Raw genomic sequence first — 20,687 nt, 5'->3', positions numbered from 1 at the left:
CCTGATGTTCAAGTCCGTCCTGGTCGCCAATCGCGGCGAGATCGCCTGCCGCGTCTTCCGCACCGCTCGCCGCATGGGCCTGCGCACCATCGCCGTCTATTCCGAGGCCGACGCTCAGGCGCTGCACGTTCGCGAGGCCGATGAGGCGGTGCTGATCGGCCCGGCGGCGGCGCGCGAATCCTATCTGGATGCGGCCAAGGTGCTGGCGGCGGCCAAGGCGACGGGGGCGGAGGCCATCCACCCCGGCTACGGCTTCCTGTCCGAGAACGCCGACTTCGCCGAGGCGGTGATGGCGGCGGGCATCGTCTGGATCGGCCCGCAGCCGTCCTCGATCCGCGCTATGGGCCTGAAGGACGCGGCCAAGAAGCTGATGATCGAGGCGGGCGTGCCCGTCACCCCCGGCTATCAGGGCGAGGACCAGTCCCTTGAGACCCTGACCGCCGAGGCCAACCGCATCGGCTTCCCGGTCCTGATCAAGGCGGTCGCCGGCGGCGGCGGCAAGGGCATGAAGAAGGTCGACCGGGCGGAAGACTTCGCCGACGGTCTGGCTTCGGCCCAGCGCGAGGGGCAGTCCTCCTTCGGCGATCCGCGCGTCCTGATCGAGAGCTATATCACCCGCCCGCGCCACATCGAGGTGCAGGTCTTCGGCGACAGCCACGGCAATGTCGTCCACCTGCATGAGCGCGACTGCTCGCTGCAACGCCGCCACCAGAAGGTGATCGAAGAGGCGCCCGCGCCCGGCATGGACGCCGCCACGCGCGAGGCCGTGACCGCCGCAGCCGTCCGCGCCGCCAAGGCCGTCAACTATCAGGGCGCGGGCACCATCGAGTTCATCGCCGACGCTTCCGACGGGCTGAAGGCCGACCGCATCTGGTTCATGGAGATGAACACCCGGCTGCAGGTCGAACACCCGGTCACGGAATCGATCACCGGCGTCGATCTGGTCGAGTGGCAGCTGCGCGTCGCGGCGGGCGAACCGATCCCCTTGGCCCAGACCGATATCCCGATGAAGGGCTGGGCCATGGAGGCCCGCCTCTATGCCGAAGACCCGGCCCACGGCTTCCTGCCGTCCATCGGGCGGCTGGATCACTTCGTCCTGCCTGATGATATTCGTGTCGATACGGGCGTGGAGCAGGGCGGCGAGGTCAGCCAGTTCTACGACCCCATGATAGCCAAGCTGATAGTCCACGCCGACAGCCGCGAAGCCGCCGCCGCCCGCCTGGCCAACGCCTGCCGCGAGGTCGAGGTCTGGCCCGTTCGCACCAACGCCGGCTTCCTGGCCCGCTGCCTGGACCACCTGCGCTTCGTCGAGGGCGACGTGGATACGGGGTTCATCGGGGCGGAGGAGGGCGAGTTGCTGAAGTCAGAAGGCAGCCCGCGCGCGGTCGCCGCCGCCGCTGGCCTGATCGGGCTTGAGGCAGACGCCGCCGCCTTTGACGTCGAGGACAAGGCGCTGGCGCCCTGGCGGGCCGGCCTGTTCGGCTTCCGCATGAATGGCGCGGCTCAGTCGCGCACGGCCCTGCACCACGGCGACCAGCAGCACGCCGTGACCCTGGCTGGCGAGCCGGGTTGGCACGGACGTCAGTCGAGCTTTGACGTCGGCGTGGAGGGCGAAACCTCCCGCGTCTATGGCGAGACCGATCTGGTCGTGGTCGACGGCGATGTCGTCACCGCCTTCGCCCCGGACGCCGAGCGGATCGTGGTCTTTGACGACGGCGACGTCATCGAGTTCCGTCGCCGCAAGTCCAGCACCAGCGCTGGCGGCTCCGCCTCCGATGGCGGCCTTCGCGCCCCTATGCCGGGCAAGATCGTCGCCGCGCCGGCCAAGGCCGGCGACGTCGTCACCAAAGGTCAGCCCATCGTGGTGCTGGAAGCCATGAAGATGGAGCACGCCCTGACCGCGCCCTTCGACGGCGTGGTGGCCGAGTTCAACGTCGCCGTCGGCGATCAGGTCGTGGACGGCGCGGTTCTGGCCGTGGTGAAGGCGGCCGACTAACCCTGCCGTCATCCCGGACGGCCGTCAGGCCGATCCGGGACCCAGGCCTTGGCTTCAAACACGGACAGGGCTGGATCAGAGCCGCCGTCTGGGTCCCGGGTTCCGCTGCGCGGCCCCGGGACGACGGAAGAGGCGGTTTCGCCGATCCGGCCAAGAGACTATCTGCACGCCCATGCCCCTTCACATGATCAAACTCTGCGTCGGCGTGTCCGAGGTCGAGACGCTGGAAGCGAACGCCGCGCGTTCGGACTGGCGCATCGTCCACACCCGCATGACGCCCAAGCGCGCCGCCGAGATCGAGGACGGCGGCTCGCTCTACTGGGTCATGAAGGGCTCGGTGACCTGTCGTCAGCGCATCCTCGACATCACCACTGTCGGCGAAGGCAAGGAGAGCCGTTGTGAGATCAAGCTGGACAGCCAGGTGATCCGCACCGCGCCCCTGGCCCGACGACCGTTTCAGGGCTGGCGCTATTTGGATCCCAAGGACGCGCCGCCGGACCTGTCCGTGGCCGAGGCGACGGACCTACCCGACGACCTGGCGCGCGAGCTGCGCGAACTGGGCGCCTGGTGACCCTTTTGTGGCTTTAGCCCGCAAGTGTTGACCTTTGGTCGCCGTCGTGGCCTGTCCCGGCTCCGATGATCAACGCCCTGCTCAGCTTCAAGACCCGTAAGACCCTTTCCGAGCTGCTGAAGCTGGCCTGGCCGGTCGTGCTGGCGCGTCTGGGCATCATGACCATGGGCCTGACCGACGCCATCGTCGTCGGCCACTACGCCAGCCGCGAACTGGCCTATCACTCCCTGGCCTGGGCGCCGTCCTCGGTCGTGCTGACCACGGCGGTCGGGCTGATGATGGGGGTGCAGGTCATGACCGCCCGTCTGCTGGGCGAGGGCCGCAAGGACGAGGTCGGCGCCGTGCTGCGTCGCGGCATGGTCTACGCCATGCAGATCGGTTTCGTCTCCATGATCGCCCTGATGCTGCTGGGGCCGTTCGGCCTGCGCCACATGGGTCTGGAAGACGGGCTGGGCGAGGGCGCTTCGCCCGTTCTGATGATCTTCGCCCTGTCGATGCCCGCCTATCTGATTTCGGTCGCGGCCCAGTTCTTCCTCGAGGGCCTGCATCGACCCAAGGCCGGCATGGTCGCCATGTGGGTGGCCAATGCGGTCAACCTGGCCCTGAACCTGTTGCTGGTGCCTGACATTCTGGGGCTCGGCCTGCACGGCGCACAGGCCTCGGCCTGGGCCACCTTCGGCGCCCGCATGGCTCTGGCCGTCTTCCTGGTCATCTTCATCCTGCGCCTGCCCGAAGCCCGTGCCTGGGGCCTGTTCAACAAGCCCAGGCGCGACAAGGCGGTTGAGCGCGAGCAGATCAAGGTCGGCATGGGCGCCGGGTCGTCCAACTTCATCGAGGTCGGGGCCTTCGCCGCCATGACCCTGTTCGCCGGTCAACTGGGCGCGGCCGAGACCGCCAGCTGGGCGGTCGTCATCAACGTCTCCGCCATCGTCTTCATGGTGCCCATGGGCCTGTCGTCAGCGACGGCGGTTCTGGTGGGCCGCAGCTACGGCGCGGGCGACAAGGCCGGGGTCATGCGCGGCGGTCTGGCGGGCATCGGCGTGGTGACGGTGCTGGCCTTCATCATCGCCGTCGGCCTGTGGCTGACCGCGCCTCTGGTGGTCAGCGCCTATACGACCGATCCGGCCATCCTGGCCATCGCGGCCCCGGCCCTGGTGCTGGCGACCCTCTTCTTCGTCGCGGACGCACAGCAGGTGGTCGCGGCCCAGGCCAACCGTGCGGCGGGCGACGTCGTCTGGCCGACGCTGATGCACCTGCTGTCCTATGGCGTCATCATGATCCCGCTGGGCTGGTGGCTGGCGCACCGGATCGGCGTCGACGGTCTGGTCTGGTCGGTCATCGTGGCCAGCCTGATCTCGGGCGCGCTGCTGACCGGGCGCTTCGTTCGTATCGCCAGGCGGCTTCCGGCCTGAGGCGTGACGGCGGGGTGACGCGGGCGTAACGGGCCTCTATATCCCTCTGCTTCCTCCCGCAGACTGGACGATCATGGCCCGCATCCTCATCACCTCGGCGCTGCCCTACATCAACGGCATCAAGCACCTTGGGAATCTGGCCGGGTCCATGTTGCCCGCCGATGTCTGGGCGCGGTTCATGCGCGGGCGCGGCCACGACGTCCTCTATGTCTGCGCCACCGACGAGCACGGCACCCCGGCCGAGCTGGCCGCCGCCGCCGCCGGGCAGGACGTCCGCACCTATTGCGACGAACAGCATGAGGTTCAGAAGAAGGCCGGCGAGGCCTTCAGCCTGTCGTTCGACGTCTTCGGCCGCAGCTCCAACGAACCGAACAAGCGCCTGACCCAGCACTTCGCCAAGGTGCTGGAGGAACGCGGCCTGATCGAGGAGCGCGTCGACCGGATGATCTATTCGATCGACGACGCCCGCTTCCTGCCCGACCGCTATGTCGAGGGGACCTGCCCGCACTGCGCCTACGAAAAGGCGCGCGGCGACCAGTGCGACAACTGCGGCCGCCTGCTGGACCCGACAGACCTGATCAATCCCTATTCGGCGGTCTCGGGCAGCCGCAACCTGGAGGTCCGCGATACGCGTCACCTCTATCTGCTTCAGACCAAGGTGGCCGACGAGGTGCGCGGCTGGGTCGACGCCCGTTCCGAGGGCTGGCAGCCGCTGGCCCGCTCCATCGCCTACAAGCATCTGGACGAAGGCCTGATCGACCGCGGCATCACCCGCGACCTGAAGTGGGGCGTGCCGGTCGTCGGTCCCGACGGCGGACCGCGTCCTGGCATGGAGGGCAAGGTCTTCTACGTCTGGTTCGACGCCCCCATTGAATACATCGGCGCGACCGAGGAATGGGCGGAAGCTTCGGGCGGAAACTGGCGCTCGTGGTGGCGTCTGGACGAAGGCGCCGACGACGTCCGCTACGTCCAGTTCATGGGCAAGGACAACGTGGCCTTCCACACCGTCAGCTTCCCCGCCACCATCCTGGGCTCGGGCGAGCCGTGGAAGACGGTCGACCAGCTCAAGGCCTTCAACTGGCTGAACTGGTACGGCGGCAAGTTCTCGACCAGCATGGGCCGCGGCGTCTTCATGGATCAGGCGCTGGAACTGCTGCCCGCCGACTACTGGCGCTGGCACCTGACCGCCTATGGCCCGGAACACTCCGACGCGGCCTTCACCTGGGAGCAGTTCCAGGTGACGACGAACAAGGACCTGGCCGACGTGCTGGGCAACTTCGTCAACCGCATCGTCAAGTTCACCGAGTCCAAGTTCGACGGCGTCGTGCCGGAGGGCGGCGAGGCCGGGCCGCTGGAAGCCAAACTGGCGGCGGAAATCAAGGCCGGCCTGGAAACCCTGACCGCCGAGTTCGAGGCCATGGAGTTCCGCAAGGCGGCCCAGGCCGCGCGCGCGCTGTGGGTGCTGGGCAACGAGTATCTGCAGGAAGCCGCGCCCTGGACGGCGCTGAAGACCGACCGCGACCGCGCCGCCGTGGTGGTCCGCACCGGCCTGTCGCTGGTCGCCCTGTTCGCCCGCATCACCGTGCCCTTCATGCCCGGCAGCGCCGAGCGCATCGGCGCCACGGTCGGCGCCACTGATCTGTCTTGGCCGGACGCCGAGAGCGATCTGCTGAACCTGGTCCCCGCCGGTCAGTCGGTCGCCGCCGCCGAGGTCCTGTTCGCCAAGATCGAGGACGCCCAGGTCGCCGAATGGACCGAACGCTTCGGCGGCGCCGAGTGAGGCCGGAACTCGCCTTCCAGTCCGACGCGAAGCGCCAGTCGATTCGTGATCGGCTGGTGGCGACCGGGCGGGCGCAGGTCGTCGATCTGCTGAGCGGCGGCTATGCCGAGTATCTGGCCGCCCGCGCCGCCGAGGCCCCGTTCAACACGGTGACGCGCAGGGGCGAAGGCCACGTCGATCTGCCCGCTGCCTGGCTGGCCAGTCTGGAGCCGACGCAGAAGCAGGCGCTGGGCGAGCGGGTTCAGGCCTCGGCCACGGACGGCTTCCAGTATCTCTACGACAACCACCCCATCTACGATCTGGATCAGGCGGGACAGGCCCAGGCGGCCTGGTCTGAACTGGTCGCCTTCCTTAACGGCGAGGCGTTTCTGGGCCTGATGCGCGATCTGACGGGCGAGTGCCGGATCGCCATGGCGGACGCCCAGTTGACGCGGTTTCGTCCGGCCCATTTCCTGAACCAGCACGATGACAGCGCCGAAGGCAAGCAGCGCTACTTCGCCTATGTCCTGGGGCTGACGCCGCGCTGGCGGATCGACTGGGGCGGTCTTCTGGCCTTCCACGGCGACGACGGCAATGTGGCCGAGGCCTTCACCCCCCGCTTCAATGCGCTGAGTCTGCTGAAGGTGCCGTCGCCGCACTCCGTCAGCCAGGTGGCGCTGTCGGCGGGGGCGCACCGCTACTCTGTGACCGGTTGGCTGCGCGGGCTTTGAACCTGATGCAGAATTGAAAAGGTCCGGATCGCTCCGGGCCTTTTTGCTCTTCTGACCCCTGTCGGGCGGGTGTCAGCGCTTGCGCGCGGCGGGCAGCAGGCCCAGGCGCGAGACGCCGAATAGACCCAGCAGGCCAGCCAGCAGGATCATCGCCCATTCCGTCAACGTCGGGACGGCGGCAGGGGCAGGCGGCGCATTGGCGATCAGCACGCCGCTGGTCGAGCCCACGCTGTTGAGCGTCAGGATGGCGTCCAGCCCGCCGGAGCTGATGATCCTCGCGCCGTTGAGTTGAATATGCCCCCCGACGCCTACGCCGTCAGGATCCTGATCCGCCGCCCTGACCGTGTAGCGGAAGGTCAGCGCCGACGAGCCCGAGCCGCTGAGATAGGTCGTCTGCACGGTCCCGCCTGTGTTCAGGGAGAGCGCAATAGAGGGCGTGCCTCCCGTGGTATCGACGTTGACGGCCTCGCTGAAGTTGACCGTGAAGTCGAGATTTTGCCCGACCGAGTAGGCGGCGCTTGCGGGCACGACGACGCTTGTGACTGCGGCCTGAGCGTAGGCCCCGCCCGCGGCGGAAAGACAGAGGATCGCAACGGCGAGCGACCAGGACAGGCGGAGGAAGGACATGGGGCGCCTTGGGCTATCGATGATATCCTGACGCCTAGTGGAAAACGATCGTTTTTGTAAGGGCGCGCCTTCCATCGCCCGGCTTGCTTGCCTCAGCAAAAAGGCCCGGATCGCTCCGGGCCTTTTGTCGTCTGCTACTGAGCGGGCGGCGCGAGCGCCTCTGGCGGCGAGGTCCGCTGTTCTCGTGCGCCGGGCAGGGCGGCGGGGGTGGCCTCCCTGCTGCCCGCGCTGGCGTGTTTCATATGTTTGGCCTGTTCTTCCGCGCCGATGTCCAAGAAGGCGGGGGCCGAGGCGTTGAACTGATCGGCGTGGCCTGTCCGCACGATGACCGAGCGTCCGCCGTCCCAGATCATGTGCAGGGCAACGTAGAGGACGATGACCAGACCGACGTAGGCGATCCAGCGATAGCGGTTCAGCAGCTTGGCGATGAAGCTGGCGGCCAGACCCATCAGGGCGATCGACAGGATCAGGCCGAAGACCATGATCCACGGGTGGTCATGGCTGGCGCCGGCGACGGCCAGCACATTGTCCAGCGACATGGTCAGGTCGGCGATCATGATCTGGATCAGGGCGGCGCCGAAGGTCTTGCGCTTCAGGCCCAGTTCCTCGGGCGAGGGGCCGCCGCCGTGCTCGATGGCCATGGCCCGTTCGATCTCGGCCTCGGCCTCGGCCTGGTCGTGGGTGGCCTGCTCGCGCAGTTCCCGCCACATCTTCCAGCAGACCCACAGCAGCAGGAAGCCGCCCGCCAGCAGCAGGCCGACGATGGCCAGAAGCTGCACGGTGATCAGGGCCAGGCCGATACGCATGACGACGGCGGCGGCCAGACCGATCAGGATCGCCTTGCGGCGTTGTTCCTGGGGCAGGGCGGCGGCGGCCAGGCCGACGGCGACGGCGTTGTCGCCGGCCAGAACGAGATCGATCATCAGAACCTTGCCGAGGGCGGAGGCCTGACTGAGCAGATGGGGGTCTGAGAGGAATTCCATTCGGGTTTCTTAAGCCCCGGGCCGGGCTGCGCCAAGACGCCGCAGCGGCAAAGTCACGCTCCCGCCAGACTGTGACCGGCGGGAGCGACCCGGTCAGCCGGCGCGCTGCGCGCGCGCGGCTTCATAGAGGGCGATGGCCGCCGCGTTGGAGACGTTCAGGCTTTCGAAGCCGCCGGGCATGGGGATCTTGGCCAGGACGTCGCAGTGCTCGGCCACCAGCCGGCGCACGCCGTCGCCTTCGGAGCCCATGACCAGGACGGTCGGACGCGAATCGAGGACTTCCTCCAGCGTCTGCTCGGCGGCGCCGTCCAGGGCCACGGCGCGCCAGCCCATGTCGGCCAGCTTCTCGAGCGCGCGGCTGAGGTTGGTGACGCGGGCGCAGGGCAGGCGCTCGGTCGCGCCGACGGCTGCCTTGGCCAGAGCTCCGGCCAGGGCCGGCGAGTGCCGGTCCTGCACCACGATGCCCTTGGCGCCGAAGGCCAGGGCCGACCGGAAGATGGCGCCGACGTTTTGGGTGTCGGTCAACTGATCCAGCATGACGATCAAGCCCTGGGCGTCTTCGGCGATCTCTTCCAGCGACACGCCTTCCAGCGGCTGAACCTTGAAGACCATGCCCTGATGAACGGCGCCGGCGGGCAGCATTCGGGCCAGGGCGGTCGAATCGATCACCTCGATTCGGTGGCCGTTCGCCAGATTTTCCCGTTCGATTTCAGCGGCTCTGTCCTCCGTGACCATCAAACGGCCCGTTCCGCGGCGGGTCGGATTGGCCAGAGCGGCCAAAACCGGATGGCGGCCCCAGATAAAATTATCCGCATCGGCCTTGCCGCGCGGGGGCTTGGAGGCGGAATCTCCCCCGGAACGACCTGCCGACGCAGCCGATCGACCCTTCTCGGGACGGTTTTCTCCACGCTTGTGGAAAGATTGTTTTTTACCGGGTTTCCGGTCGTTGCGTTCTGAAAATGACGACACTATAAGACGGCCTCCGATTTGGGCCCCAGGGCTTCGGGTCAGGCGCTTCCTCTAAAGCAGGCGTCGCCGGACACGAAGGCTTTCGCGACAAAAATGATCGAAAGATCGTGGTGTTGCGTATTCCAGACCGGTTTTGAAAACGCGCGCTGGGGGAATGTCCCGAGTGGCAAAGGGGGCGGACTGTAAATCCGCTGCGAAAGCTTCGAAGGTTCGAGTCCTTCTTCCCCCACCACGCGCGTTTCGAGGCCGAGAGGACGGGAACCCTGAAAAGGAATCGGGTGCGGAAACGCCAGTCTCTCGCGAGGTTGGGGCAACGCATTCTTCGCGCGGGTATAGCACAATGGTAGTGCAGCAGCCTTCCAAGCTGAGGATGTCGGTTCGATCCCGTCTACCCGCTCCAGGTTTTTGATCTGACAAAAGCGCCCCTCCGTCCTTGGACCCGGGCCACAGGAGTTTGGCCATGGCCAAGGAAAAGTTCGAACGCACTAAGCCGCACTGCAACATCGGCACCATCGGTCACGTTGACCACGGCAAGACGACGCTGACGGCTGCGATCACGATCACGCTGGCGAAGGCCGGCGGCGGCAAGGCGATGAACTACGCCGACATCGACGCCGCCCCGGAAGAAAAGGCCCGCGGCATCACGATCAACACGGCGCACGTGGAATATGAGACGGCCAACCGTCACTACGCGCACGTCGACTGCCCCGGCCACGCCGACTACGTGAAGAACATGATCACGGGCGCCGCCCAGATGGACGGCGCGATCCTGGTGTGCTCGGCCGCTGACGGCCCGATGCCGCAGACCCGCGAGCACATCCTGCTGTCGCGTCAGGTCGGCGTTCCGGCCCTGGTCGTCTTCCTGAACAAGGTCGACATGGTCGACGACGAAGAGCTGCTCGAGCTGGTCGAGATGGAAGTTCGTGAACTTCTGTCGTCCTACCAGTTCCCGGGCGACGACATCCCGGTCGTCAAGGGCTCGGCCCTGGCCGCCGTCGAAGGCCGCGACGCCGCCATCGGCGAAGAAGCCATCCTGAAGCTGATGCAGGCTGTGGACGACTACATCCCGCAGCCGGAACGCCCGATCGACCTGCCCTTCCTGATGCCGGTCGAAGACGTCTTCTCGATCTCGGGCCGCGGCACCGTGGTCACGGGTCGCGTCGAGCGCGGCATCGTCAAGGTCGGTGAAGAAGTCGAGATCGTCGGCATCCGTCCGGTCCAGAAGACGACCTGCACGGGCGTCGAAATGTTCCGCAAGCTGCTGGACCAGGGTCAAGCCGGCGACAACGTGGGCGTGCTGCTGCGCGGCACCAAGCGTGAAGACGTCGAGCGCGGCCAGGTGCTGTGCAAGCCGGGTTCGATCACCCCGCACACCAAGTTCGTGGCCGAAGCCTACATCCTGACCAAGGAAGAAGGCGGCCGTCACACGCCGTTCTTCACGAACTACCGCCCGCAGTTCTACTTCCGTACGACCGACGTGACCGGCATCGTTCACCTGAAGGAAGGCGTCGAGATGATCATGCCCGGCGACAACGCCGAGCTGGACGTCGAACTGATCACCCCGATCGCCATGGAAGAGAAGCTGCGCTTCGCCATCCGTGAAGGCGGCCGCACCGTCGGCGCCGGCGTCGTGGCCAAGATCGTCGCCTAAGCGATGGATCCGGGTCTTCGGACCCGAACAGTAAGCGTACCGGCCTGAAGCAGCCCGCAAGGGCGTCAGGCCAGGCGTAAAGCGTAACAGAGCGGCCCCCGGAGCAATCCGGGGGCCGTTTTGCTGTCGGGGGCGACCTTGGCGAATTGATCGGAGAGAGAATTCGCCGGGCGCGGATAATAAGTGTCTGAATATCAATGATATTAACGAAGCTGCGGTGAAGTTGGCGCAAGGCCTTCCTGACGAAAGGGAAGCCTAATGACTGACATTGACTGGCCGCGTCGCGCGGGCCTGTCCGGGGCTCTGGACGAGGCGGCGATCGTGGCCATCACGGACCGCGCCGGCCAGATTCTGTACTGCAATCAGAAGTTCGTGGACGTCAGCGGCTACAGCCGCGACGAACTGGTCGGCCAGAACCATAGGCTGGTCAATTCCGGCCATCACCCGCGTGCGTTCTTCCAGGACCTTTACCGGACCATCGCCGGCGGCGGGGTGTGGCGCGGCACGATCCAGAACCGCAACAAGAACGGCGAACTGTACTGGGTCGACACGACCATCGTGCCGAATCCCGGCGAGGACGGACGCCCCGAGACCTACACGGCCATCCGTTTCGAGGTTTCTGATCACGTCCGGGCGCTGAAGGCGCTGGAGATCGCGCAGGAAGAGACCCGCCGCGCGGCACAGGTGCGGGACCGCTTTTTCGCCAACATCAGTCATGAGGTGCGAACGCCCCTGAACGCCGTCCTCGGTTTGGCCTCGGCCCTGGCGCACACGACCCTGACCGAGCGGCAGACGCAGATGCTGTCGCTGATCACCGGCGCGGGCGATTCCCTGAGGCGCGTGCTGGACGACATGCTGGACCTGTCGAAGATGCAGGCGGGCCAGTTCCGTCTGGCGCCGGCCCCGTTCGATCTGCGCGCCGACATCGCCGCCGTGGTCGAGATGCGGGCCGCCGCCGCCGAGGAACGGGACGTGACCCTGTCGGTGAGCTTCTCGGAGGCGGCCGAAGGGCAGGTGCTGGGTGATGGCGTGCGGATCACGCAGATCGTGTCCAATCTGGTGTCCAACGCGGTCAAGTTCACGCCGGAAGGCGCTGTAGACGTGCGGGTCGATCTGACGACCGGCGCCGAGGGCGAGCGCCTGCGGATCGAAGTGAAGGACACCGGGATCGGCTTTGATCCTGAGACGGCGCAGCGCCTGTTCAATCCCTTCGTCCAGGCCGACGACACCATTTCGCGCGAGTTTGGCGGCACCGGCCTGGGGTTGTCGATCTGCCGGTCTCTGGCTGAGTTGATGGGCGGCGAGATTTCCGCGCGGTCAACGCCGGGCGAGGGCAGCCTGTTCTCCGTCGTCCTGCCCATCCAGCGGCTGGGCGCCGCCGCCGACGCGGCTCCCGACGACGGTGCCGGAGCGATGGACAGGGCGCAGCGGGTTCTGGTGGTCGAGGACAATCCGGCCAACCAGATGGTTGTGCGCTGCCTGCTGGAACCGCTGGGTTTCGAGATCGACACCGCGGACGACGGCCGTCAGGGCGTGGATCAGTTCTTGCGCGACCGGTACGACATGATCCTGATGGACATGCAGATGCCGGTGATGGACGGGCTGACCGCGATCAGCCTGATCCGGGCGCACGAGGCGGCGCATCGACTGGACCGCACGCCGGTCGTCATGCTGACCGCCAACACGACCGAAGCCCACCAGCAGCGGGCGATGCAGGTCGGCGTGGACGCCCTTGTCGCCAAGCCGGTGACGCTCGAGATCCTGCTGGATGGGCTCAACCAGGGCATCGCGGGGGCCGAGGCCTGGCGCGCCGAGGCGCGCGCCGCCGCCTGACGTCACAGCCAGGGAACCGCCGCCCGCCCGTGACGTTGGCTAACGACGTTAATAAATGGGTAACCATAAATGCGGCGCGCGATCCGGCTGGGACTGTTCATCGGCACCATCATCGGCATGAGCGCCTGCGCGGCGGTTCAGGACGGCGGGCGACCATCCGAGACAGGAGCTTACGGCTCGGTCGGCGTCGGCCGGACGTGGTGAACCGGCCGTCGGGCGCATGATTTGCTGGCGTAGCCGCATCTTCGGCCCTATTGTCGCCGCGCGGACGCCGATTGTCGCGCCGCGCCGCGGGCTTCTCCCCCTTCGATGTTGACCATCGCTATCGCCGTCGTGCTGCTGCTTGTGGTGCTGAACGGCCTGTTCGCCATGACCGAGCTTGCGGTCGTTTCATCGCGTAAATCCAAGCTACAAAGCCGCGCCGAGCGCGGAGATCGCGGGGCCCGGGCGGCCTTGAAGCTGTCCGAAGAGCCGACGCAGTTCCTGTCAGCGGTCCAGGTCGGCATCACCCTGATCGGCATTCTGGCGGGCGCCTATGGTCAGGCGACCATCGCGGGCGAGCTGGACCGGATTCTGGAAGCCAACTTCCCGGCCCTGGCGCCCTATTCGCAGTTCGCTTCGACGGCCCTGGTGGTCGTGCTGATCACCTATGTCTCATTGATCGTCGGCGAGCTGGTGCCCAAGCGCCTGGCCCTTATCTTCCCCGAGACGATCGCGTCGAAGATGGCGGCGCCGATCTCGACCATGGCTCTGGTGATGAAGCCCTTCGTGCTTCTGCTGACGGCCTCCACCTCGGGCATCCTCAAGGTGATGGGCGTCAAGGATCGCGACGGTTCGGACGTCACCCAGGAGGAGGTCGAGAGCATTCTGGCGGAAGGCACGTCCGCCGGCCTGATCGAGCCTGAAGAACAGGAGATGATCGAGGAGATCCTGCGTCTGGGCGACCGCGCGGTGCGGGTCGCCATGACGCCGCGCCACGAGGTTTTCTGGATCGCCCTGGACGACACCGAAGAGGTGCTGCGCGAGGAGATCCGCACCTGCCCCTATTCGCGCATCGTCGTGGCGCGCGAGAGCGACGTCGATAATCCCCTCGGCGTGGTTCACAAGAAGGATCTGCTTGACGCCCTGTTGACTGACGGCTCCTACGACATCGAGAAGCTGGTGGCCGAGCCGGCTTTCATTCCGCAGTCGACCTCGGTGCTAAAGGCGCTGGAGATCCTGAAGGGCTCCAAGGTTCACATGGCCTTCGTCGTCGATGAGTACGGCGCCTTTGAAGGCGTGGTGACCGCCACCGACCTGCTGGAAATGATCGCCGGCGACTTCAACGAGAGCCACGACGAACTGGGGCAGTCGATCCGCAAGCGTGAAGACGGCTCATGGGCGGTCGACGGCCAGGCCGATCTGGACGAATTGGGCGACGAATTGGGAGAGGACTTCGGCGAGCACGAAAGCTTCCACACCGTCGCCGGGCTGGTGCTGCACCACCTGTCGCGACTGCCGCAGGAAGGCGAAATCCTTCAACTGGGCCGTTTCGAGGTCGAGGTGCTGGATATGGACGATCGCCGGATCGACAAGTTGCTGTTCCGGGCCATCATTCCGGGGCAGGGAAGCGGCCCTACCGACACCGACTGATCGGCGTCGGGACACGGTTTCCAACAACGACAAAGCGCACGTCCGTCCAGCGGGCGTGCGCTTTTTTCATGGCGGGTTCCAGGTCGTTAGTTCTTCGCCTTATCGTCCATGTTGCTCCACACCGAGGCGAAGCCGAGGACGGCCATGAAGACCAGAAAGGCCGAGACAATGGCGGCGATGACGGGAACGACGTCTGCGGGCATGGGATATCTCCTTTGACCCCAGCAAAGCCTTTCGCGGGTGAACGCGCCTTGATGGAGATCAAAGGAATACGGGCGGTCAGGCCGCGGCCTGCGCTTTCTGCCGCGACATTTGAACGGCCCCCGAGGCCGACAGACCCGTGACGGCCAGACGCTCGTCGCACAGGGCCAGAGGGGCGGGGCGGTGGCTGACCAGGATCAGACCCTGACCGGTGCGCGCCAGGCGCTCCGCCAGGCGCTCCAGCACGCGCGCCTCCGTGACGGCGTCCAGACCTTCGGTCGGTTCGTCCAGCACCAGCCAGGGGGCCGGGCGCAGATAGGCGCGGGCCAGGCCCAGGCGACGACGTTCGCCGCCCGAAAGGCGGGCGCCGTTCTCGCCAAGAGGCGCGTTCAGACCGGCGGGCGCGGCGTGGATGCGGTCAGCCAGATCCGCGTCTTCGAGCGCGGCCCACAGGGCGTCGTCATCGGCGCCCGGCAGGGCCAGCTTCAGGTTCTCACGCACCGTGCCGGCCAGCAGCACGGCCTGTTGCGGGGCGTAAGCGAACAGGGCGCGGGCAGCGTCGGGCGCGGTGTCGGCGGCGTCGACACCGCCCAGGGTCGCCTCGCCGGACAGGGGCGTGCGCAGATGCATCAGCCGCTCGATCAGGGTGGTCTTGCCGGCCCCGGACGGGCCGGTGACGGCCAGGCGCCGTGGCGGGGCCAGCGAGAGGTCAGCGCCCAGGCCGATGATCGGGGCGGCGGGCTGAGTCGGCGCTGTCGCGGGGGCTTCCAGCAGGTCGCCCAGACGCTCGACCGCCGCTTCAACCGCGCCGTTGTGGCGGAAGGCGGTCAGCAGGGCGCCGGCGCTCTCGACGGTGGTGACGGCGGCCAGAATGGCCAGGGCGATCAGGGGCGGAGAGGCGGCCCCGGCGGTCGCCATCACGCCAAGCACAGCCAAGGCCATGGCGGCTGACTGGGGCAGCAGGATCCAGCCGCCGGCCACGGCCAGGCGTTGGGTTGCGCGTTCCAGCGTCGCGCCGCGCTCGGCCAGACGCTCCACTGCCCAGGGCTTGACGCCATAGGCTTGAAGCTCGGGCGCGGCGGCGGCCAGGGCGGCGAACTCGGTCTTGAGATCGCCCGACGCGGCCTGAACCGCGCGCCCGGCGGGCTCGGCCATCCCGCGGCCGACGAGGGCCGCGGCGAGCACGCCGAAGGCGCTGGCCGCCGCGATGGCCAGGGCGGTCATCCAGCCGGTCAGCAGAGCCAGACCGATGCCTGCCACCAGACCGGCGGCGGCGCCCCAGGGCGCGGACAGGCGCACGAAGCGGTTCTGAACCGCGTCAACGTCCTGAACCATCCGCGAGGAGGCATCGCCGCCCGCCAACGTCAGAGCGCGGCTGGCGGGGCCGCGCGCGACGCTCTCGAACAACTGAGGACGCAGGGCGGCCAGGGCCTTGAGCGCCGCGTCATGGCCGGTGACCCGCTCGCCGTAGCGCGACCCGGTGCGGACGATGGCGAGGAAGCGGATCAGGGCGCTGGGCACCATGAAGTTGAAGCTGTGGGCCACCAGGGGTCCCGCAAGACCGGCCAGGGCCGAGGCCGTGATGAACCAGCCCGACACACCCAGCAGCAGGACGGCTGCGGCGGACACCAGAGCGGCGGTGACGGAGGCGGTCAGCAGACGCGCGCCCTGCCGGCGTTCCTGAGCCCGGATCAGGGTCTTGAGGCGGGCGACGCCGGACATGTTCGGTGCGCTCACAGCCGCACCACGACGTCGGCCAGTTCGGCGACGGCCTCGGAATGGGTGGCGATCAGGGTAGTGCGGCCCTCGGCCGCGGCGCGGATGATCGGCAACAGGGCGGCCTCCGACGCTGCGTCCAGATTGGCCGTGGGCTCGTCCAGCAGCAGGATCGGCGCGGGTTTGAGGAAGGCGCGGGCCAGGCCTAGCCGCCGCCGCTCGCCGCCGGACAGGCCGCCGCCACGCTCGTCGATGATGCGGTTCAGATCGCCGGTGAAGCCAGCGCGGGCTGCGGCCTCCATGACGCGGTGGCTCGGCGCGGCGCGCCAGGCCAAGGCGATGTTCTCGGCCAGGGTTCCCGGCACCACGACCGGGGCCTGACCGGCCCAGGCGACCCAGGCGGTCAGATCGGGATGGTCGGATAGGCGGACATCACTGATCTCGACCTCGCCGCGAGTGAGGGGCGACAAGCCGAGAAAGAGATGCAGCAGGCTGCTCTTGCCCGACCCGCTGGCGCCCAGCAGGGCGACGGTCGCGCCGGGCACGACAGCCAGATTAAAGCCGCGAAGGATGGGAGCCCCCGCCGTATAGGCGATTTCCACGTCGCGGAAGGCGATGGCGGGGGCGGTGTCTGGAACCGACGGGCGGCTGGGCGCGATTTCGGCGCCGGCGATCAGCTTGCACAGGGAGGGCGCGGCGGATTCGGCGGCCTGACGGTCGTGATAGGCGGCGGCCAGGCGGCGCATGGGGGCATAGACCTCGGGCGCCAGGGCCAGCAGGAAGAAGGCGCGCGTCAGGCTGAGTTGCTCAGGCGCGGGGAAGGGCAGCAGCTTCAGCAGGTTGAAGCCGCAATAGACGGCGACCAGCGCGACCGCCAGGGCCGAGAAGAACTCCAGAATCGCCGAAGACAGGAAGGCGATCTTCAGTACCTTGCCGGTGCGGCGGGCCAGATCGTCGGAGGCGCGAGTGATCACCGCCGTCTGTTGCGTCTCGGCCTGGAAGGCGAGAATGGCGGGCAGGGCGCGGATGCGGTCAAGGAAGAGACCAGACAGCCGTTCCAGCGCCTGAAACTGACGGCGGCTCTCGGCGCCCGCCGCCATGCCGGTCAGGGCCATGCCGATGACGAAGGGCAGCAGGGTGAAGATGAGGATGCCGGCGGTGAAGGGGCTGACCACGGCCGCGACGGCGATCAGCAGAAGCGGCGTCACGGCGGCGGCCATGCGGGCGGGCAGGAAGCGCGAGACATGGCCGTCCAGCGCCTCGACCCCCTCGACGGTCGCGGTCATGGTCTCGGCGTCGGACAGGCGGCCGGAGAAGGCGCCGTTCAGGACCTGACGCCGCAGGTCACCCTTGACGGCGCGGGCCGCGCGCGCAGCCACCACAGTCGCGACCTGAGTCAGCGCCCCGCGCGTCAGAAGCGAGGCGACGGCCAGGGCCGCGCCGGGCAGGGCGTGGCTGTATCCCTGCGGCAGGGCGCCGACGGCCAGTCCAAGGCCCGCCGCAAACCCTACGGCCGGAATCGCGTCGGCGACCACCAGGCCGCCGGCCAAGGTCATGATCCGCGTGCGCGGTGACAGGGCCTTCTTCAGCCATTGGGCCGGTGCGGCGTCTGCTTCGATCGGCTGGGCCGTCATCGTCTCTCCTGCTCCGTCCGCGCGAACAGACATAGACCAGCGCGAAGGCGCATTGGGCGAATCGTCCTTGTGACGAAACAGCCTTGGGCGAAACGCCGTCTAGAGCGAGTCGTCCCGGTTGGGCTTTGATCCGGATCAAGGCGCGCCAAACGGCGCTGCTTTAGGTTATAGTAGAACGCCGGTCGATGGGGGCTGGCGGTCAGGAGCCTGAGCCCATGATCGACCTGGCGGTCGTAGACCTGTCACGCCTTCAGTTCGCACTGACGGCGCTATACCACTTTCTGTTCGTGCCCCTCACGCTGGGCCTCTCCTTCATGCTGGTCATCATGGAGAGCATCTATGTCATGACGCGCAGGCCTATATGGCGAACCATCACCCGGTTCTGGGGCGTGCTGTTCGGCATCAACTTCGTTCTGGGCGTGGCCACCGGCCTGACCATGGAATTCCAGTTCGGCATGAACTGGTCCTATTACTCCCACTATGTCGGCGACATCTTCGGGGCCCCGCTGGCCATTGAAGGGCTGATGGCCTTCTTCCTGGAAGCCACCTTCGTCGGCCTGATGTTCTTCGGCTGGGACAAGCTGCCGCGCGTAGGGCACCTGTTCGTCACCTTCCTGGTGGCGCTGGGCACCAACCTGTCGGCCCTGTGGATCCTGGTCGCCAACGGCTGGATGCAGAACCCGGTCGGCGCCGCCTTCAACCCCGACACCATGCGCATGGAAGTCGTGGACTTCATGGCGGTGATCTTCAACCCGGTGGCCCAGGCCAAGTTCGTCCACACCGTCTCGGCCGGCTACGTCTGCGCCGCCGTGGTCGTGCTGGGCATCTCGGCCTTTTATCTGTTGAAGGGCAAGCACGTCGGGTTCGCCAAGCGGTCCATGACCGTGGCGGCCGCCTTCGGCCTGCTGTCGTCGCTTTCGGTCGTCGTTCTGGGCGATGAGTCGGGCTATGCCCTGACCGACAACCAGAAGATGAAGCTGGCCGCGCTGGAAGCCATGTGGCGCACCGAGCCGGCGCCTGCCGGTCTGACCGCCTTCGGCCTGCCCAGCCTGGAAGACCGTCACACCCATTTCGAGGTCAAGATTCCCTATGTCCTGGGCCTGATCTCGACGCGCAGCATCGACAAGCCGGTGATCGGCATTCTGGAACTGGTCGCTGTCGCTGAAGACCGTATCGAACGCGGCGTCGTCGCCTATGACGCCCTGGAGAAGGTCAAGGCCGACCACACCGACATGGCTGCTCGCGCGCAGTTTGAATCGGTGCGCAACGACCTGGGCTACGGCCTGCTGCTGAAACGCTATGTCGCCGATCCGCGTCAGGCCACGCCCGAGCAGATCAAGCAGGCGGCCTGGGACACCGTACCCAATGTGCCGCTGATGTTCTGGGTCTTCCGCATCATGGCCGGCATCGGCTTCCTGATGATCGGTCTGTTCGCCACGGCCTTCGTCCTGTGCACCCTGCGCAAGCATGACACGCGCTGGTTCCTGCGTCTGGCCGTTCTGGCCATCCCCCTGCCGTGGATCGCCATCGAGTCCGGTTGGGTCCTGGCCGAAGTGGGCCGTCAGCCCTGGGCCGTGGAAGGCGTCCTGCCGACCTTCCTGGGCGCGTCCAGCCTGACCGTGCCGCAGCTTTGGACCACCATCATCGGCTTCACCGTCCTGTACGGCGCCCTGGCGGTGATCGAGGTCGGCCTGATCCTTCGCGCGATCAAGAAAGGCCCCTTCAACCAGCACGACGTCCCCGATGAACCTCAGGCGGAAGGCGAACCGGCGGTCGCCTGACCCCGGTCGTTCAAGGAAACAAGAGAGATGGAACTTCCCCTCGACTACACCACGCTCCGCCTGATCTGGTGGGGACTGCTGGGCGTGCTGCTGATCGGCTTCGCCCTGACGGACGGCTTCGACATGGGCGTCGGCGCCCTGCTGCCCTTCGTCGCCAAGACGGATGAAGAGCGCCGCATGGTGATCAACACCGTCGGCGCGACCTGGGAGGGCAACCAGGTCTGGTTCATCGTCGGCGGCGCGGCGATCTTCGCCGCCTGGCCCTTTGTTTATGCCGTCAGCTTCTCCGGCTTCTACCTGGCCATGTTCCTGGTCTTGTCGGCGCTGATCCTGCGGCCCGTGTCGTTCAAGTACCGGTCCAAGCGTGCCGACAAGCGCTGGCGCTCGATGTGGGACTGGGGCCTGTTCATCGGCAGCTTCGTCCCGGCCCTGGTGTTCGGCGTCGCCGTCGGCAACGTCCTGCTGGGCGCGCCCTTCCGCCTGGATAGCGACCTGCGCTCCTTCTACGAGGGCACGCTGATCGGCCTGTTCTCGCCCTTCACCCTGATCTGCGGTCTGCTGTCGGTCTGCATGCTGGTGCTGCACGGCGCGGCCTGGCTGTCGATCAAGGGCGAGCAGGGGCCGGTGCTGCACCGCGCCCGCGCCATCGGCACTGTCGCCGGTCTGCTCAGCCTGGTGCTCTTCGCGGTCGGCGGCCTGTTCATCGCCTTTGGCGACATCGGCTTCCGTATCACGGGCGTGCTGGACACGGCGGGCTTCTCCAACCCGCTGCGCACCACGGTCGAGGCCGCGCCCGGCGCGTGGATGGACAACTACGGTCTCTATCCGTGGATGATCATCGCCCCGGTCCTGGGCTTCCTCGGCGCGCTGGTGGGCCTGATCGGCATGTGGCGCCGGTCCCCGGCCATGGCCTTCGGCGGTTCCTCGGCCTCGGCGGTGGGGATCATTTCGACGGTCGGCCTGTCGATGTTCCCCTTCATCCTGCCCAGCTCGATCAACCCGCAGTCCAGCCTGACGGTGTGGAACGCCTCGTCCAGCCACACGACCCTGTTCATCATGCTGGTCGTGGTGGTGGTCTTCATGCCGATCGTGCTGCTCTACACCTCGTGGGTCTACAAGGTGCTGTGGGGCCGTTCGAGCACCGCCGCCCTCAAGACCAATCCCGACCTCTACTGATCCCGCGAAAGGAGA

Annotated in this window: 16 protein-coding genes and 2 tRNA genes; 13 read left to right on the top strand and 5 right to left on the bottom strand. The window is 67.2% G+C overall.

Translation table 11 applies throughout. The features are described 5' to 3' along the window. Positions 1 to 4: 4 nt before the first annotated feature. The 5 genes from ACI2KI_RS05565 (at position 5) to ACI2KI_RS05545 (ending at position 6,469) form a co-directional block, all read left to right on the top strand. Positions 5 to 1,996, top strand: coding sequence for a biotin carboxylase N-terminal domain-containing protein (locus ACI2KI_RS05565; protein WP_404618397.1), 1,992 nt, complete (start codon positions 5 to 7; stop codon positions 1,994 to 1,996). Between the two features lie 172 nt (positions 1,997 to 2,168). Continuing rightward, positions 2,169 to 2,567 carry a DUF1489 family protein gene (locus ACI2KI_RS05560; RefSeq protein WP_404618395.1) on the top strand — a complete coding sequence of 133 codons (399 nt, stop codon included), beginning with the start codon at positions 2,169 to 2,171 and terminating at the stop codon, positions 2,565 to 2,567. 65 nt (positions 2,568 to 2,632) lie between these two features. Further along, positions 2,633 to 3,979, top strand: coding sequence for an MATE family efflux transporter (locus ACI2KI_RS05555; protein ID WP_404618393.1), 1,347 nt, complete (start codon positions 2,633 to 2,635; stop codon positions 3,977 to 3,979). Between the two features lie 73 nt (positions 3,980 to 4,052). Beyond that, a complete protein-coding gene (gene metG / locus ACI2KI_RS05550; protein WP_404618391.1) occupies positions 4,053 to 5,759 on the top strand; it encodes a methionine--tRNA ligase in 1,707 nt (568 codons plus the stop codon). After that, positions 5,756 to 6,469 (top strand): 2OG-Fe(II) oxygenase, encoded by a 714-nt coding sequence (locus ACI2KI_RS05545; RefSeq protein ID WP_404618389.1) that lies wholly within the window; start codon positions 5,756 to 5,758, stop codon positions 6,467 to 6,469. The genes metG and ACI2KI_RS05545 overlap by 4 nt, the downstream gene beginning before the upstream one ends. A gap of 72 nt (positions 6,470 to 6,541) precedes the next feature. Here the strand turns inward: ACI2KI_RS05545 and ACI2KI_RS05540 are convergent, their stop codons facing one another. The 3 genes from ACI2KI_RS05540 to rlmB form a co-directional block, all read right to left on the bottom strand. Beyond that, entirely contained in the window at positions 6,542 to 7,096 is a 555-nt protein-coding gene (locus ACI2KI_RS05540) for an Ig-like domain-containing protein (protein ID WP_404618387.1), read from the bottom strand. 134 nt (positions 7,097 to 7,230) lie between these two features. After that, positions 7,231 to 8,079, bottom strand: a complete 849-nt coding sequence (locus tag ACI2KI_RS05535; protein WP_404618385.1) for a TerC family protein — start codon at positions 8,077 to 8,079, stop codon at positions 7,231 to 7,233. 93 nt (positions 8,080 to 8,172) lie between these two features. Continuing rightward, positions 8,173 to 9,048, bottom strand: coding sequence for a 23S rRNA (guanosine(2251)-2'-O)-methyltransferase RlmB (gene rlmB, locus ACI2KI_RS05530; protein WP_404618383.1), 876 nt, complete (start codon positions 9,046 to 9,048; stop codon positions 8,173 to 8,175). A gap of 148 nt (positions 9,049 to 9,196) precedes the next feature. Here rlmB and ACI2KI_RS05525 point away from each other — a divergent pair. The 6 genes from ACI2KI_RS05525 to ACI2KI_RS05500 all read left to right on the top strand — a co-directional run bounded on the left by ACI2KI_RS05525 (position 9,197) and on the right by ACI2KI_RS05500 (position 14,164). Continuing rightward, a tRNA-Tyr gene (locus ACI2KI_RS05525) sits at positions 9,197 to 9,280 on the top strand. 94 nt (positions 9,281 to 9,374) lie between these two features. Next, a tRNA-Gly gene (locus ACI2KI_RS05520) sits at positions 9,375 to 9,448 on the top strand. 60 nt (positions 9,449 to 9,508) lie between these two features. Continuing rightward, complete coding sequence (gene tuf, locus ACI2KI_RS05515) at positions 9,509 to 10,699, top strand: elongation factor Tu (protein ID WP_313413045.1); 1,191 nt, start codon at positions 9,509 to 9,511, stop codon at positions 10,697 to 10,699. A 258-nt stretch (positions 10,700 to 10,957) separates the two neighbouring features. Then, positions 10,958 to 12,532, top strand: a complete 1,575-nt coding sequence (locus tag ACI2KI_RS05510) for an ATP-binding protein (RefSeq protein ID WP_404618381.1) — start codon at positions 10,958 to 10,960, stop codon at positions 12,530 to 12,532. A 69-nt stretch (positions 12,533 to 12,601) separates the two neighbouring features. After that, a complete protein-coding gene (locus ACI2KI_RS05505) occupies positions 12,602 to 12,736 on the top strand; it encodes a hypothetical protein (protein WP_404618379.1) in 135 nt (44 codons plus the stop codon). Positions 12,737 to 12,841: 105 nt separating this feature from the next. Continuing rightward, entirely contained in the window at positions 12,842 to 14,164 is a 1,323-nt protein-coding gene (locus tag ACI2KI_RS05500; RefSeq protein ID WP_404618377.1) for a hemolysin family protein, read from the top strand. Positions 14,165 to 14,443: 279 nt separating this feature from the next. Here ACI2KI_RS05500 and ACI2KI_RS05495 read toward each other — a convergent pair whose 3' ends face one another. Next, positions 14,444 to 16,087, bottom strand: a complete 1,644-nt coding sequence (locus ACI2KI_RS05495; protein ID WP_404618375.1) for an amino acid ABC transporter ATP-binding/permease protein — start codon at positions 16,085 to 16,087, stop codon at positions 14,444 to 14,446. 11 nt (positions 16,088 to 16,098) lie between these two features. After that, entirely contained in the window at positions 16,099 to 17,715 is a 1,617-nt protein-coding gene (gene cydD / locus ACI2KI_RS05490; RefSeq protein ID WP_404618373.1) for a thiol reductant ABC exporter subunit CydD, read from the bottom strand. A 218-nt stretch (positions 17,716 to 17,933) separates the two neighbouring features. On the opposite strand from cydD, the gene ACI2KI_RS05485 reads away from it, so the two are divergent. Next, on the top strand, positions 17,934 to 19,496 hold the full coding sequence (locus tag ACI2KI_RS05485; RefSeq protein WP_404618940.1) for a cytochrome ubiquinol oxidase subunit I: 1,563 nt from the start codon (positions 17,934 to 17,936) through the stop codon (positions 19,494 to 19,496). A gap of 27 nt (positions 19,497 to 19,523) precedes the next feature. After that, complete coding sequence (gene cydB, locus ACI2KI_RS05480) at positions 19,524 to 20,672, top strand: cytochrome d ubiquinol oxidase subunit II (protein WP_404618371.1); 1,149 nt, start codon at positions 19,524 to 19,526, stop codon at positions 20,670 to 20,672. Positions 20,673 to 20,687: the final 15 nt, after the last annotated feature.

Origin of the sequence: Brevundimonas sp. NPDC046655 (assembly GCF_044901625.1) — a bacterium.
In the GTDB taxonomy this organism is placed as follows: domain Bacteria; phylum Pseudomonadota; class Alphaproteobacteria; order Caulobacterales; family Caulobacteraceae; genus Brevundimonas.
The sequence above is the reverse complement of the archived record's forward strand: the minus strand, read 5'-3'. Positions and strand labels throughout refer to the sequence as shown.

What these genes read in the sequence shown, in the direction of transcription:
- ACI2KI_RS05565 (WP_404618397.1), top strand. Translation starts at nt 5, where the DNA reads ATGTTCAAGTCCGTCCTGGTCGCCAATCGCGGCGAGATCGCCTGCCGC.
- ACI2KI_RS05560 (WP_404618395.1), top strand. Translation starts at nt 2,169, where the DNA reads ATGCCCCTTCACATGATCAAACTCTGCGTCGGCGTGTCCGAGGTCGAG.
- ACI2KI_RS05555 (WP_404618393.1), top strand. Translation starts at nt 2,633, where the DNA reads ATGATCAACGCCCTGCTCAGCTTCAAGACCCGTAAGACCCTTTCCGAG.
- metG (WP_404618391.1), top strand. Translation starts at nt 4,053, where the DNA reads ATGGCCCGCATCCTCATCACCTCGGCGCTGCCCTACATCAACGGCATC.
- ACI2KI_RS05540 (WP_404618387.1), bottom strand. Translation starts at nt 7,096, where the DNA reads ATGTCCTTCCTCCGCCTGTCCTGGTCGCTCGCCGTTGCGATCCTCTGT.
- ACI2KI_RS05535 (WP_404618385.1), bottom strand. Translation starts at nt 8,079, where the DNA reads ATGGAATTCCTCTCAGACCCCCATCTGCTCAGTCAGGCCTCCGCCCTC.
- tuf (WP_313413045.1), top strand. Translation starts at nt 9,509, where the DNA reads ATGGCCAAGGAAAAGTTCGAACGCACTAAGCCGCACTGCAACATCGGC.
- ACI2KI_RS05510 (WP_404618381.1), top strand. Translation starts at nt 10,958, where the DNA reads ATGACTGACATTGACTGGCCGCGTCGCGCGGGCCTGTCCGGGGCTCTG.
- ACI2KI_RS05505 (WP_404618379.1), top strand. Translation starts at nt 12,602, where the DNA reads ATGCGGCGCGCGATCCGGCTGGGACTGTTCATCGGCACCATCATCGGC.
- ACI2KI_RS05500 (WP_404618377.1), top strand. Translation starts at nt 12,842, where the DNA reads ATGTTGACCATCGCTATCGCCGTCGTGCTGCTGCTTGTGGTGCTGAAC.
- ACI2KI_RS05495 (WP_404618375.1), bottom strand. Translation starts at nt 16,087, where the DNA reads ATGTCCGGCGTCGCCCGCCTCAAGACCCTGATCCGGGCTCAGGAACGC.
- cydD (WP_404618373.1), bottom strand. Translation starts at nt 17,715, where the DNA reads ATGACGGCCCAGCCGATCGAAGCAGACGCCGCACCGGCCCAATGGCTG.
- cydB (WP_404618371.1), top strand. Translation starts at nt 19,524, where the DNA reads ATGGAACTTCCCCTCGACTACACCACGCTCCGCCTGATCTGGTGGGGA.